Below are 13,214 nucleotides of genomic sequence, written 5' to 3' on the forward strand. Positions count from 1 at the left end.
AAAAACAGGGCGGCGGCGGGCGCGGACGGCGTAGGGGCCGCGCGCAGCCGATGGCTGAGATCAACGTGACACCTTTTGTGGATGTCATGCTGGTGTTGCTGATCATTTTCATGGTTGCGGCACCTTTGCTGACGGTCGGTGTGCCGGTCGAACTGCCAAAAACCGCTGCCGGTGCCTTGCCGACAGAACAGGAAGAACCGCTGACGGTGACTGTCACCGCCGAAGGGGACATCCAGATCCAGACCACACCGGTTGAACGTGGGCAGTTGATCACGCGGCTGCGTGGCATCGCGACCGAACGCGCCAGTGATCGTGTTTTCCTGCGGGCTGACGGGGCAGTGCCCTATCAGGCTGTGATGGAAGTTATGGGCGCGTTGAACGCGGGCGGCTTTTCCAACATCGGTCTGGTGACTGACATCGGCGGGCCTGCGCTGGACGGCAGCGATCCGTCGGGGAATTGATCCGTGCACACCGGTCAATATATTTCGGGGGCGGGGCATCTGGGCCTCATTGCCTGGTTGCTTTTGGGCGGGCTGTTTGCGGACAAGCCCGAACCCTTCGAGATGACCGAAGTTTCCGTCATTTCAGGTGCTGATTTTGAGGCAATGATGGCGGCGCAGCAGGCCCCCCAATCGACGACAGAAGTGGCGCAGCCGGCGACGCCGGAGGCAAGCACCGACGTGCCGGAGGTCAGTACCGCGCCGGACACCGCGATCGAGCAACCTGCACCGGTGCAGGTTGAAACGCCCCCCGACGACACGCCGCCCCAAACCGACGAACTGCCCGCTGAAGCACCGGTTGAGGAACCGCCGCAGGATCCCGCTGAACCAGTTGGTGATATCGCGGTGCTAGCTCCGCAAACGGCGCCCGAAGCGGCACCGCGGCCTGTGGAACGGGTGGCACCTGAACCCGTCGCTCAGCCCGAACCGGAGGCGCAGCCGGACACCGAAACCCGCGAAGCGGTGGCACCGGACGCCGTAGGCGAAGCACCGGAGCAGGAAGCTCAAGAAGCCGCCGCTCCCGAAGAAGCGGTTGCTGAGATCGTAACCGAAGCGACAAGCGCGCCCGCGGCCTCGACCCGGCCACCGGGGCGCCGTCCGGCGGCACCCGCACCTCAGGTCGCTGAGGCACCGGCGGTTGAAACGCCTGCACCCACACCTGCGCCTGAGGCGCAGTCAACGGACAGCGGTTCGGTGAACAACGACGATGTGCTTGCCGCCCTTGCCGCAGCGCAGGAAGCGGTTTCCGCGCCAAGTGGCCCGCCGCTGTCTGCCGGCGAAAAGGATGCCCTGCGCGCGCAAATTGCCAAATGCTGGAACATCGGGTCGCTGTCCACCGAAGCTTTGGGCACAACGGTTGTCATCGGCGTTAAGATGAACAGCGACGCCACGCCGGTGAACGACAGCATCCGCATGATCAGCGCCTCTGGCGGGTCTGACGCCTCTGCGCGGCGGGTTTATGACAGCGCGCGGCGCGCGATTATCCTGTGCGGGTCGCGCGGGTATGAGTTGCCGGCGGATAAATACAGCCAATGGCAGAACATCGAGATGACCTTTGATCCCAGCAAGATGGGGTTTTGAATGAGACGCGACCGTCAGCAGGCCGACGTAGGGGGTAAAGCAAACAGAATTCCCCTGATAGCCATGACAGGGAACCGTCACACTTGCAGCGGGTTAACCTCTAGGCAACAAATATTTTCCAGAAAGGATGCACATCCTATGAAGCACTTGTTTTTGAGCATTTCGGCAGCATTGGGTGTGACCCTTGCAGGTGCCACGCTGTTTTCGACACCTGCACAGGCGCAGGAACCTCTGCGCATTATTATTGACGAAGCGATCATCGAACCGCTGCCTGTTGCGGTTCCGGCCTTTCAGGCGGAAAGCGCCGAAGCCGGACAGATGGCGGCAGATCTGGCCCGCGTCGTGGCGGCGGACCTGACCGGCACCGGCCTGTTCCGTGAAATTCCGTCATCTGCCTATATCTCTACGATCAGCGATTTTAACGCGTCGATCCAGTTTGCAGATTGGAAAGCGATCAATGCACAGGCGCTGGTCACCGGCGCGGTAAATGTTCAGGGCAACACGCTGAATGTGAAATTCCGGCTGTATGATGTGTTTTCGGGCGCGGAACTGGGCAGCGGTTTGCAGTTTTCCGGCACGGTCGACGGCTGGCGGCGCATGGCACATAAAGTGTCCGACGCAGTTTATGCGCGGATCACCGGCGAAGGGCCCTATTTCGACAGCCGTGTGGTTTATGTTTCGGAAACTGGCCCCAAGGACAACCGCAAGAAGCGCTTGGCGATTATGGATTACGACGGGGCCAATGTTCAGTATTTGACTGATTCCGGCTCGATTGTGCTGGCTCCGCGTTTCTCTCCAAGCGGAGATCGGGTGCTTTATACCAGCTACGAAAGCGGATTTCCGCGTATCTATGTGCTCGACATCGGGTCGGTGTCCCGCCGTGTTCTGGAAAGTGCTGACGGCACGATGAGTTTCGCGCCGCGCTTCTCGCCCTCTGGTCAAACGGTGGTATATTCCCTCACCCAAGGCGGCAATACCGACATTTACACCATGGATATCGCGTCGGGGCAGTCGCAGCGTTTGACCAATACCCCCGCAATCGAAACCGCGCCGAGCTATTCGCCGGATGGCAGCCGTATCGTGTTTGAAAGCGACCGATCCGGCACGCAGCAACTTTATGTCATGCCTGCCACGGGCGGCGAAGCACAGCGCATTTCCTTTGGCGAAGGGCGTTACGGCACGCCTGTCTGGTCACCGCGCGGCGATCTGGTCGCCTTTACCAAACAGAACAAGGGGCGGTTCCACATTGGCGTGATGCGGCTCGACGGCACACAGGAACGGTTGCTGACAGCATCGTTTCTGGATGAGGGCCCGACATGGGCACCCAATGGCCGCGTGATCATGTTCGCACGTGAAACCCAAGGGGCAGGCGGCTCCTCGACGTTATATTCGGTGGACATTTCGGGACGGAACCTGCGCCCCGTCAGCACGCCCTCTGGCGGTTCTGACCCTTCCTGGTCGCCGCTGCAAAATTAGAACAGGGCAGGGGCGGATTGAGGCAATTCCCCCTTCCCTGAAAATATGGTAACAAAATTCAACGAATATGAGGCAGAGATAAAATGAAACGACTTCTGACCAGCGGCCTGTTGATTGCCGCTCTTGCTGTAGGTGCCTGCACCAACCCCGACCGCTTTGGCGCAGAGGGTGCCGGCACTGGCGCAACTGCCGGGGCAGGCACAAATGGGGGCATCATCCCGGGTAGCGCAAATGATCCGACCTCCACCGCATTTTTCCAGCAAACTGTTGGCGATCGCGTGTTGTTCGAGGTCGACCAATCCACGCTGACGGCGCTGGGGCGCAGCACGCTGGACGGCCAAGCCAACTGGCTGATGACCAACAACGACTATCAGGCCGTGATCGAAGGCCACGCCGATGAACAGGGCACCCGTGAATACAACCTTGCCCTTGGCGCGCGTCGTGCGAATGCGGCGCAGGAATATCTGCTGTCAAAAGGCGTGCCAGCCTCGCGTTTGCGGGTTGTGAGCTATGGTAAGGAACGCCCGATCGAGATCTGCTCGAACGAAGCATGCTATGCCAAAAACCGCCGCGCTGTGACCGTTCTTGCGGGTGGTTTGAGCAGCTAGGGCACCATTGGCAACCGTGACCAATCGAAGGACAAGCAAGACGATGAAACTGCAATTAACCGCAACACTGGTCTTGGGGCTGATGTTGTCCCCGGTGACGCTTGTGGCGCAGGATTCCCAGACCTTGGCGGATGTGCGTCAGGAGTTGACGATCCTTTATACCGAAGTGCAAAAACTGCGCCGCGAACTGTCGACATCCGGCACCGGTGGCGTGAATACCGGCGGTAATTCCGTGCTGGAACGCGTCGGCACGATGGAAAGCGAACTGCAGCGTCTTACGTCCAAAACCGAAGAGCTGGAAAACCGGATCAACCGGATTGTCGCGGATGGTACCGCGCGGATCGGCGATCTTGAATTCCGGCTGGTCGAGTTGGAGGGCGGTGACATTTCCACCCTCGGGCAAACCACAACTTTGGGCGGCGAGGGGCAAACCGCCACCGCCGCGCCATTGACTGCACCCTCCACGCCAACCCAATCCGCCTCCCTCGCGGTTGGGGAAGAGGCAGACTTCAAGCGGGCGCAGGAGGCGCTCGCATCCGGTGACTTTCGCGCCGCCGCAGACTTCTTTGAGACCTTCAATCAGACCTACCCGGGTGGTCCGCTAGCCGCAGAGGCGGATCTGCGCCGTGGTGAATCACTGGACAAACTGGGCGACACCCGCGAGGCCGCCCGCGCTTATCTGGCGAGCTTCAGCACGGACCCCCAAGGGCCGATGGCCCCACAGGCACTTTTCGAGTTGGGCCGTGCTTTGGGTGCGTTGGGGCAAACCCAAGAGGCCTGTGTGACGCTTGGTGAAGTGGCGATCAGGTTTCCCGACAGCCCCGTTGTCGCAAAAGCTCAGGACCAGCGCACGAACATCGGCTGCGGCTAAAGCCATGCCCGAACGCCTGCCCAACTGTTTGTCAGAGGCGTTTTTACCTCATCCCCCCGCGGCGATGGGCGTGGCAGTATCGGGCGGCAGTGATTCAATGGCGCTGCTGCATTTGCTTTGCGAATTTTGTGCGGCAAAACACATCCGGCTACAGGCCGTCACCGTAGATCACTGCCTGCGCCCCGAAGCGGCGGGGGAGGCCGCACATGTCGCGCAGGTATGCGCCAACATCGGCGTTCCCCATGACACATTGGTTTGGGACGCCTGGCGGGGCGAGGGGAATCTACAGAACGCCGCCCGCCATGGCCGGTATCAGGCGATGGCCAGCTGGGCGAAAGAGCGCGGCATTGATACCATTGCAACGGGGCACACGGCGGATGATCAGGCCGAGACCGTGTTGATGCGACTGGCGCGCCGGTCCGGTGTCGACGGGCTTTCTGCGATGAGCGGGCGCACATTGCGCGACGGGATCACTTGGGTGCGCCCCTTGTTGCGAACCCGCCGCGAGGTTTTGCGCAGCTACCTGACCCATAGGGGCATCCATTGGGTTGAGGATCCGAGCAACAAAGATGCCCGGTACGACAGGATCAAAGCCCGCAACGCGATGGAACATCTGGCACCGCTCGGCATCGATGCCGAGGCCTTGGGCGAAGTGGCCGAAAATATGGAAACGGCCCGCAGGGCACTGGAGTGGCACACGTTTCTGGCCGCGAAACATCTGGTCACTCTGGATGCGGGCGCTGTGCTGTTCAACGAGGCAGAGCTGAATTTACAACCCGTCGAGGTGCAGCGCCGGTTGATGATCAAGGCGATCAACTGGGTGACACAAGGCTATTACGCGCCGCGTCGCGGCGCGCTTGCCAATCTCTGGGCTGCGCTGTCCGACGGGCAGGCCGCGACGATGAACGGCTGCCACATCCGGCGGATAGGCTCAAGAATCTGGGTGTTTCGGGAACTTAACGCCGTGCGCAATCTCGACACTGCAACGGGCGGGCTGTGGGATGGCCGATGGTCGCTGACGGCGCATCACCCGAACGCGCAGGACGCCGATCTGCGCGTTCGGGCCTTGGGCCTTGAAGGGCTTGAGCAATGCACGGACTGGCGGATCACGGGGCGTCCGCATGTGATGTTGCAATCGACGCCGGGCGTCTGGCGGGGGGATACGCTGGTTGCGGCACCCCTGGCCGGTTGTGCACAGAATTGGCACGCAGAACTGGTAGAAGACCAAGATACCTTTTTTGCGAGTCTATTATCGCATTGAACCTGACCGTATCCAGTCTATCTTAGAGGTAAGCGGCGCACCTTATGTGTGCCAAACGGCCTGCTGCGTGTGGCGGGCCACGAGTATTTAGGAGAACTCCCTTGGGAAATGTTCGCAATCTTGCGTTTTGGGTGGTGTTGATGCTGCTCGTGCTGGCGTTGTTCAATCTGTTCAGCGGTTCGAACGGCAATCTGCAAAGCAACGAGGTCAGCTATTCCGAATTCGTCAGCGCGGTTGAAGGCGGTGAAATCCGTAATGCCACGCTTGACGGGGAACAGGTGCGGTTCCGCAAGACGGACGGTACAGATTACGTGGTGATCAAACCTGCCGACGCCGAAGTGACCACGCTGTTGATCGACAATAACGTGCCGGTGCAGGCGCGCCCGCAGCAACAGTCCGGCTTTCAGACATTTCTGATGTCGCTGCTGCCGATTGTCCTGCTGATCGGGGTCTGGATCTTCTTCATGAACCGGATGCAGGGGGGCGGCAAAGGCGGTGCCATGGGCTTTGGCAAATCCAAGGCCAAGATGCTGACGGAAAAGCACGGTCGTGTGACCTTTGACGACGTGGCCGGCATTGACGAGGCGAAAGAAGAGCTTGAGGAAATCGTCGAATTCCTGCGCAATCCGCAAAAATTCAGCCGCTTGGGCGGCAAAATTCCCAAAGGAGCCCTGCTTGAGGGCCCTCCGGGTACAGGTAAAACACTGCTGGCGCGTGCGATCGCGGGCGAAGCGGGTGTGCCTTTCTTCACCATCTCCGGTTCCGACTTTGTTGAAATGTTTGTCGGTGTGGGCGCGAGCCGTGTGCGCGACATGTTCGAACAGGCCAAGAAAAATGCGCCGTGCATCGTGTTCATCGACGAAATCGATGCCGTGGGCCGTTCGCGGGGTGCCGGTTACGGCGGTGGTAACGACGAACGCGAACAGACGTTGAACCAACTGCTGGTCGAAATGGACGGTTTTGAGGCCAACGAAGGGGTGATCATCATCGCCGCGACCAACCGCAAGGACGTGCTGGACCCAGCACTTTTGCGCCCGGGTCGTTTTGACCGTCAGGTCACGGTGGGCAATCCCGACATTAAAGGTCGCGAGAAAATTCTTGGGGTACACGCCCGCAAGACACCGTTGGGCCCTGATGTTGATTTGCGCATCATCGCGCGTGGCACGCCGGGTTTTTCCGGTGCTGATCTGGCGAACCTCGTGAACGAGGCCGCGCTTGGCGCTGCACGTCTGGGCCGTCGTTTCGTGACGATGATAGATTTCGAGGCGGCCAAGGATAAGATCATGATGGGTGCCGAACGCCGTTCCATGGTGATGACGGCCGCGCAAAAGGAAATGACCGCTTATCACGAGGCGGGTCATGCGCTGATCGGGATGCTGCTGCCAAAGTGTGATCCGGTTTATAAGGCCACGATCATTCCACGCGGTGGCGCATTGGGTATGGTGATGAGCCTGCCTGAAATGGACCGGCTGAACATGTTCAAGGATGAATGCCACCAGCGACTTGCCATGACCATGGCGGGTAAGGCGGCTGAGATCCACAAGTATGGCGAAGAAGCCGTTTCAAATGGTCCGGCTGGTGACATCCAGCAGGCGTCGGCCTTGGCGCGTGCGATGGTTTTGCAATGGGGCATGTCCGACAAGGTCGGCAACATTGACTATTCCGAAGCAGCCCAAGGGTATCAGGGCAGCACAGGTGGCTTTTCTGTTTCCGCGAGCACCAAAGAGCTCGTTGAAAAGGAAGTGCAGAAGTTCATTCAGGAAGGCTATGAATGGGCGGCCAAACTGATCAAGGAAAACGAAGAGAAGTTCGAGCGTCTGGCGCAAGGTCTGTTGGAATATGAAACCCTGACAGGGGGCGAAATCCAGCGGGTTATGGACGGTTTGCCGCCCGTTGCGGAAAGCGACGATGACGACAGCGACAAGGGCGACACGCCGAGCCTGACAGCCATTCCAAAGGCCAAGGGCAAAGGCAAAAAGTCACCCCCCGCAGAAGGCGGTTTGGAGCCGGAGCCGTCAACCTGACTTTGCTTTAAAGTATGACAAGTCCTCGTTTTTCGTTTCGAGGTAAAGACAAAGGCCCCTGGTTATGCGGGGGCCTTTTTCATTCTGTTGATTTGGTTGGTGGTGCACATGGTAAAAAGTCGGACATCCCTTTTGCTGATTTACGTTCTGTTTGTCTGCGTGGTGACTGTGGCAATGCAGGGGATGCGCGCGGTCGAAACCGAAGCAGGCGGCATAGAACTGATGTCCGCCTATGCGTGGTTCTGTGCCCTGCTGTTTTTTGTCGCCACTTATCGCAGAAACGCCGTCACCAGATATTGGTACGGCACTGCACTTCTCGCCGCATTGTTCGCGCGTGAACTTGATCTGGACAAAGCGTTTTTTGACTCCGGTATTCTTAGCCTGAGACATTATTCAGGCGCGGCGCCGCTTTGGCAAAAATTGGTCGGTGCAGCCGTTGTTCTTGGTCTGTTGACCTCTGGCATCTTGCTGCTCGTCAAAGGCTCCGGTCCCTTCTTGCACGGAATAAAGACGGAGGAGCGTGGGCAGCTTTTGATCCTGGCGGCCCTCTGCCTCACGGTCTTTGGCAAATCGCTTGACGGGTTGGCACGCAAGCTGTGGGGCGTCGGCATTGAAGTATCGACCAAAACCATACAGATTGCCCAAATCGCTGAGGAGTCCGCTGAACTCGCGGCATCCCTGTGCGTGATGGCCGCGGTGCGGCGTCTGCCGCTTGCAGCGCGAGAACGCTCTTGAACTAAAGGATAACGCAATGCCCGAATTACTCCCCACGGACCATTACGCCAAAATTGTCTGGATGGGAAAAGTCCCGCAGGACCGACCCGACATTCGTTCGCAAGCCGTTCAAGATGCCTTTGCCAGCTATGCCGGTTTTGAGGGGGATTATCACGCGGGCCTGACGCGCAAATCCTGCGTGCGTGTAAAATCGCAGCATCCCGAGGGCACGGAAATCCGCAATGTGCGGCAGTTCTCCATCGTTTCGGCTGAAGAACTGGCCGCGATTGCGGCGGTGATCGGTTTGGAAACCCTTGATCCTGTTTTGCTCGGGGCATCCATAGTTGTTGAGGGCATTGACGACTTCACCCATGTGCCGCCAAACGCGCGGCTGCAGGCGGCCAACGGTACGACGATCGTGGTCGACATGCAGAACGGCCCCTGTAACCTTCCTGCACGCGAGATTGAAAAAAATGCACCCGGCCACGGCAAAGGGTTCAAAGCAGCGGCCAAGGACCGGCGCGGGGTTTGCGCCTGGGTCGAGCGCGAGGGGCAGCTTAAGGTCGGCGACACCCTGCGTTTGCATATCCCCGGACAGCGCGTCTGGAAGCACCTCTGAGGCACATCCGTTTCCGAAACGAAACGGATGCACGTCGCTCTGCCGCGTCGGAGGGTGAAAATGTCGGAAAAGCGCCCTCACTTTGCACGGCTCCCCCTGTATGACTGGCGAAACAACAGCGCCTTACGGCAGAAGGGGATTCTTAGATGGCTTACAAAACCGACATCCAAATCGCACGTGAGGCGAGCAAACGCCCCATTCAGGAAATCGGCGCGAAGCTGGGGATCGGCAGTGACGATTTGCTGCCATACGGTCACGATAAGGCCAAGGTAAGCCAGTCGTTCATCAACTCTGTTCAGGGCAATGAAAACGGCAAACTGATCCTTGTAACCGCGATCAACCCGACACCTGCGGGCGAAGGTAAGACAACCACAACTGTTGGTTTGGGCGATGGCCTTAACCGCATCGGCAAAAAGGCCGCGGTCTGCATCCGTGAAGCGTCGCTTGGCCCGAACTTCGGGATGAAGGGTGGCGCGGCTGGCGGTGGCTACGCGCAGATCGTTCCGATGGAAGAAATGAACCTGCACTTCACGGGCGACTTTCACGCGATCACGTCGGCGCACTCTTTGTTGTCGGCGATGATCGACAACCACATCTATTGGGGCAACAGCCTTGAGATCGACACACGCCGCGTTGTCTGGCGCCGTGTCGTCGATATGAACGACCGCGCGCTGCGCCAGATCACAGCATCTTTGGGCGGCGTGGCCAACGGCTTCCCGCGTGAGGCTGGTTTTGACATCACCGTTGCCTCCGAAGTGATGGCGATCCTTTGTCTGGCCAAAGACCTTGCCGATTTGCAGGAACGTCTGGGTGCGATGATTGTGGCCTACCGCCGCGACAAAACGCCGGTCTTTGCACGCGACATCAAAGCGCACGGCGCGATGACTGTTCTGCTGAAAGACGCGATGCAGCCCAACATCGTTCAGACGCTTGAGAACAATCCGGCCTTTGTGCATGGCGGTCCTTTCGCGAACATCGCCCACGGCTGTAACTCCGTCATTGCGACCACAACGGCGCTGAAACTGGCTGACTACGTTGTGACCGAAGCAGGCTTCGGTGCCGACTTGGGTGCCGAGAAGTTCCTCAACATCAAATGCCGCAAAGCGGGGCTTGCCCCTTCAGCGGTTGTGGTTGTGGCGACGGTCCGCGCAATGAAGATGAACGGCGGCGTGGCCAAGGCCGATCTGGGCGAGGAAAACGTGGACGCGGTCAAGAACGGCTGTGCGAACCTTGGCCGTCACATCGAAAACATGAAATCTTTCGGCGTGCCGGTTGTCGTCGCGATCAACCACTTTGTCACTGACACCGATGCCGAAGTGCAGGCGGTTAAGGACTACGTGGCCACCCAAGGCTCCGAAGCTGTCCTGTCGCGCCACTGGGAGCTTGGCTCCGAAGGGTCTGCCGATCTGGCAACCAAAGTGGTCGAGACAATCGAGAAGGGTGAAAGCAACTTTGCGCCGATCTATCCCGATGACATGTCTTTGGCCGACAAGATCAATATGATTGCCACGAAAATCTACCGTGCTGACTCAGCTCAGATGGATCAGAAGATCCTCAACCAGTTGAAAGACTGGGAAGAGCAGGGCTATGGCAATCTGCCGGTCTGTATGGCGAAAACGCAGTACAGCTTTACCACCGATCCAAACGAACGCGGCGCGCCTACGGGGTTCGACATTCCGGTGCGTGAAGTGCGTCTGAGTGCCGGTGCCGGTTTCGTCGTCGCCATCTGTGGTGAGATCATGACCATGCCGGGTCTGCCACGCGTGCCTTCCGCTGAAAGCATCGGGTTGAATGACGCAGGCGAAGTTGAAGGATTGTTCTAAACGGGGGGCGGGATTAATCCCGCCCTACGGACTGGAGTAGGGCGGGGTTCTCCCCGCCTTACGCATTGATAGGGGAAGAAAAATGACAGCAAAGATTATCGACGGCAAGGAATTTGCCGCCCGCGTACGGGGCCAGGTTGGTGAGCATGTCACGCGTTTGAAAAACGATCACGGCATTACGCCGGGTTTGGCAGTGGTGTTGGTGGGCGAAGATCCTGCATCACAGGTTTATGTGCGTTCCAAAGGCAAGATGACGGTTGAGGTTGGCATGAAGTCGGTCGAGCGCCGGATGGATGCCGACACGTCAGAGGCCGATCTGCTGGCCGTGATCGAAGAGCTGAACAACGATCCCGAAATCCACGGAATTTTATGCCAACTGCCTTTGCCCGATCATCTGAACGAAGACCTGATCATCAATTCGATCTCTCCGGCCAAGGATGTCGACGGCTTTCACATTTCCAACGTTGGCCTGCTGGGAACGGGTCAGAAATCCATGGTGCCTTGTACGCCGCTGGGCTGCCTGATGATGCTGCGCGATCACCACGGGTCCATTTCCGGCATGGATGCGGTTGTGATTGGCCGCTCCAACATCGTGGGGAAACCAATGGCGCAACTGCTGTTGAATGACAGCGCGACTGTGACCATCGCGCATAGCCGCACCAAGGATCTGGCCGAAGTTGTGCGCCGCGCCGATATCGTCGTGGCGGCGGTGGGTCGCCCCGAAATGGTGCCCGGTGACTGGATCAAGGAGGGGGCCACCGTGATTGACGTTGGCATCAACCGTCTGGATGCGCCCGAAAAAGGCCTGAAGGAAGACGGCACAGTAAAAACCAAGCTTGTCGGCGATGTACACTTTGAAAGCTGTGCGGCACGTGCCGGTGCGATCACGCCTGTGCCCGGCGGTGTTGGCCCTATGACGATCGCCTGTCTGCTGGCCAACACCGTGACCGCCTGCTGCCGTGCCAACGGCTTGGCAGAGCCGGAAGGGTTAACCGCCTAAGACCACTTGATACATCACGCGGCCGGGGAGGAATGTGAACGTTCCGGCCACGACCAGTGCGCCAAAAACCATGCCCTTCATGGATTTGCGGTGTTCCTGAATGCGCCCCGCACGGGCGGCGCGCACGGCAAAGACAAGCTGCACCAGAACATAGGCAGACAGCAGATGTATCGGGCTGAATGGTCCGATCAAGCGTATCTCGAATATCCAGAAGCTGCTGAGCGCAACCCCTGCCATCATCAAAACCCACGTCCATCCGAGCCACCGGTGCAGGCGGCTGCCCCTTGGAATACTAAAAATCGCGATGGTCAGTGCAACAGCAAAGAACGCAAGGCAGGCGTGGATTTGGACGGCGATTGAGGCATTCGTGAGGGGTGCAAAATTCATCGATGGTCTCCTTAAACATAAGCTGCCTTGGGAATAGAGGCAGAGAATGCTAAGCCGCGACGGGGTTTACGTGAGTGACGCAGGGAATACGTGAATGGTTACGCGCAGATACATGTCGCATTTCACGCTTCGTGAATGGCGCAAAGCCAGAGTGCCCGTGGGCATCTGGTTATTGGTCACAGTCATTTGCACCATCGCCGGACCCTTCGGCACGATAGACGCGCTGGGGTGGGCGGAACGGTTCGGCTATTGGGGCATCATCGCGGCGGTTTCAGTTTTGGGCAGCATTCTGTTGATGCGCGCAGACAATTTGCCTTCGCCGCTCCGCCTTGGCCTCTGGGCACTGTTCACACTTGTTCTGAGCGTCATGATCTAGGGCCTCAACATCCTTCTGTTCGACGCATGGCTGGCTTTCGGACAACTGGGCTATCTTCTGTTTACTGTCAGGACATCGGTTGTCGCGGTGCACGCTGCGTTCTGGCTGATCGAAATCGCGCGGCCGGTGCCGGAAGTGGTGGCACCGCCAAGGCCCGATACCGTGTCGCAATTCATGCAACGCCTGCCACTGGCGCAGCGCGGTCCGCTGATCCGGCTTGAGGCACAGGATCACTACCTGAATGTCGTGACGACCAAAGGGTCGGCGATGATCCTGATGCGGTTAGGGGACGCGGCGCAAGAGCTGTCAGGTGCGAACGGACTGCTTGTGCATCGCTCCCACTGGATTGCGCTTGATGCAGTCACCGCACACCGGCGCGAAAAGGGCCGCGATGTTCTGACCCTGTCAGACGGATCAGAGGTGCCGGTCAGCCGCACCTACCGCGCTGCGGCCAAGGAGGTGGGCTTGTTCTGAG

At 59.0% G+C, this 13,214-nt stretch carries 14 protein-coding genes; 13 read left to right on the forward strand and 1 reads right to left on the reverse strand.

Features of this window, described 5'->3' with window-relative positions; translation table 11 throughout:
• The first annotated feature begins 50 nt into the window (after positions 1-50).
• The 11 genes from tolR (at position 51) to folD (ending at position 11,976) form a co-directional block, all read left to right on the forward strand.
• Positions 51-461 (forward strand): protein TolR, encoded by a 411-nt coding sequence (tolR, locus tag Z947_RS0109080; protein WP_211100949.1) that lies wholly within the window; start codon positions 51-53, stop codon positions 459-461.
• A gap of 3 nt (positions 462-464) precedes the next feature.
• Positions 465-1,580: a hypothetical protein gene (locus Z947_RS0109085; RefSeq protein ID WP_025043992.1), complete on the forward strand. Its 1,116-nt coding sequence runs from the start codon at positions 465-467 to the stop codon at positions 1,578-1,580.
• Positions 1,581-1,718: 138 nt separating this feature from the next.
• Complete coding sequence (gene tolB / locus Z947_RS0109090) at positions 1,719-3,056, forward strand: Tol-Pal system beta propeller repeat protein TolB (protein ID WP_025043993.1); 1,338 nt, start codon at positions 1,719-1,721, stop codon at positions 3,054-3,056.
• Between the two features lie 83 nt (positions 3,057-3,139).
• Complete coding sequence (pal, locus tag Z947_RS0109095) at positions 3,140-3,664, forward strand: peptidoglycan-associated lipoprotein Pal (protein ID WP_025043994.1); 525 nt, start codon at positions 3,140-3,142, stop codon at positions 3,662-3,664.
• Positions 3,665-3,707: 43 nt separating this feature from the next.
• Positions 3,708-4,535 (forward strand): tol-pal system protein YbgF, encoded by an 828-nt coding sequence (gene ybgF, locus Z947_RS0109100; RefSeq protein WP_025043995.1) that lies wholly within the window; start codon positions 3,708-3,710, stop codon positions 4,533-4,535.
• 4 nt (positions 4,536-4,539) lie between these two features.
• A complete protein-coding gene (tilS, locus tag Z947_RS0109105) occupies positions 4,540-5,796 on the forward strand; it encodes a tRNA lysidine(34) synthetase TilS (RefSeq protein ID WP_025043996.1) in 1,257 nt (418 codons plus the stop codon).
• Positions 5,797-5,897: 101 nt separating this feature from the next.
• A complete protein-coding gene (ftsH, locus tag Z947_RS0109110) occupies positions 5,898-7,820 on the forward strand; it encodes an ATP-dependent zinc metalloprotease FtsH (protein WP_025043997.1) in 1,923 nt (640 codons plus the stop codon).
• Positions 7,821-7,928: 108 nt separating this feature from the next.
• Complete coding sequence (locus Z947_RS20960) at positions 7,929-8,555, forward strand: hypothetical protein (protein WP_156026638.1); 627 nt, start codon at positions 7,929-7,931, stop codon at positions 8,553-8,555.
• Between the two features lie 16 nt (positions 8,556-8,571).
• Positions 8,572-9,153, forward strand: coding sequence for an MOSC domain-containing protein (locus Z947_RS0109120; protein ID WP_025043999.1), 582 nt, complete (start codon positions 8,572-8,574; stop codon positions 9,151-9,153).
• Between the two features lie 146 nt (positions 9,154-9,299).
• Positions 9,300-10,976, forward strand: coding sequence for a formate--tetrahydrofolate ligase (locus Z947_RS0109125; RefSeq protein WP_025044000.1), 1,677 nt, complete (start codon positions 9,300-9,302; stop codon positions 10,974-10,976).
• 82 nt (positions 10,977-11,058) lie between these two features.
• Positions 11,059-11,976: a bifunctional methylenetetrahydrofolate dehydrogenase/methenyltetrahydrofolate cyclohydrolase FolD gene (gene folD / locus Z947_RS0109130; protein ID WP_025044001.1), complete on the forward strand. Its 918-nt coding sequence runs from the start codon at positions 11,059-11,061 to the stop codon at positions 11,974-11,976.
• On the opposite strand, the gene Z947_RS0109135 is transcribed toward folD, so the two are convergent.
• Positions 11,965-12,363, reverse strand: coding sequence for a DUF2306 domain-containing protein (locus Z947_RS0109135; RefSeq protein ID WP_025044002.1), 399 nt, complete (start codon positions 12,361-12,363; stop codon positions 11,965-11,967). The two genes, folD and Z947_RS0109135, sit on opposite strands and share 12 nt — an antisense overlap.
• A gap of 94 nt (positions 12,364-12,457) precedes the next feature.
• Here Z947_RS0109135 and Z947_RS0109140 point away from each other — a divergent pair, with 94 nt between their 5' ends.
• Together Z947_RS0109140 and Z947_RS0109145 are read left to right on the forward strand one after the other, a co-directional pair.
• Positions 12,458-12,739, forward strand: a complete 282-nt coding sequence (locus tag Z947_RS0109140; protein WP_025044003.1) for a hypothetical protein — start codon at positions 12,458-12,460, stop codon at positions 12,737-12,739.
• An 87-nt stretch (positions 12,740-12,826) separates the two neighbouring features.
• Positions 12,827-13,213, forward strand: coding sequence for a LytTR family DNA-binding domain-containing protein (locus Z947_RS0109145; protein WP_025044004.1), 387 nt, complete (start codon positions 12,827-12,829; stop codon positions 13,211-13,213).
• The last annotated feature ends 1 nt before the right edge of the window (position 13,214 follow it).

The organism is Sulfitobacter geojensis, assembly GCF_000622325.1.
Taxonomy (GTDB): Bacteria; Pseudomonadota; Alphaproteobacteria; order Rhodobacterales; family Rhodobacteraceae; genus Sulfitobacter; species Sulfitobacter geojensis.

Excerpts from the sequence above, each read along its gene's own strand:
- tolR (WP_211100949.1), top strand. The coding sequence starts at position 51 with ATGGCTGAGATCAACGTGACACCTTTTGTGGATGTCATGCTGGTGTTG.
- tolB (WP_025043993.1), top strand. The coding sequence starts at position 1,719 with ATGAAGCACTTGTTTTTGAGCATTTCGGCAGCATTGGGTGTGACCCTT.
- pal (WP_025043994.1), top strand. The coding sequence starts at position 3,140 with ATGAAACGACTTCTGACCAGCGGCCTGTTGATTGCCGCTCTTGCTGTA.
- ybgF (WP_025043995.1), top strand. The coding sequence starts at position 3,708 with ATGAAACTGCAATTAACCGCAACACTGGTCTTGGGGCTGATGTTGTCC.
- tilS (WP_025043996.1), top strand. The coding sequence starts at position 4,540 with ATGCCCGAACGCCTGCCCAACTGTTTGTCAGAGGCGTTTTTACCTCAT.
- Z947_RS20960 (WP_156026638.1), top strand. The coding sequence starts at position 7,929 with ATGGTAAAAAGTCGGACATCCCTTTTGCTGATTTACGTTCTGTTTGTC.
- Z947_RS0109120 (WP_025043999.1), top strand. The coding sequence starts at position 8,572 with ATGCCCGAATTACTCCCCACGGACCATTACGCCAAAATTGTCTGGATG.
- Z947_RS0109125 (WP_025044000.1), top strand. The coding sequence starts at position 9,300 with ATGGCTTACAAAACCGACATCCAAATCGCACGTGAGGCGAGCAAACGC.
- folD (WP_025044001.1), top strand. The coding sequence starts at position 11,059 with ATGACAGCAAAGATTATCGACGGCAAGGAATTTGCCGCCCGCGTACGG.
- Z947_RS0109135 (WP_025044002.1), bottom strand. The coding sequence starts at position 12,363 with ATGAATTTTGCACCCCTCACGAATGCCTCAATCGCCGTCCAAATCCAC.
- Z947_RS0109140 (WP_025044003.1), top strand. The coding sequence starts at position 12,458 with ATGGTTACGCGCAGATACATGTCGCATTTCACGCTTCGTGAATGGCGC.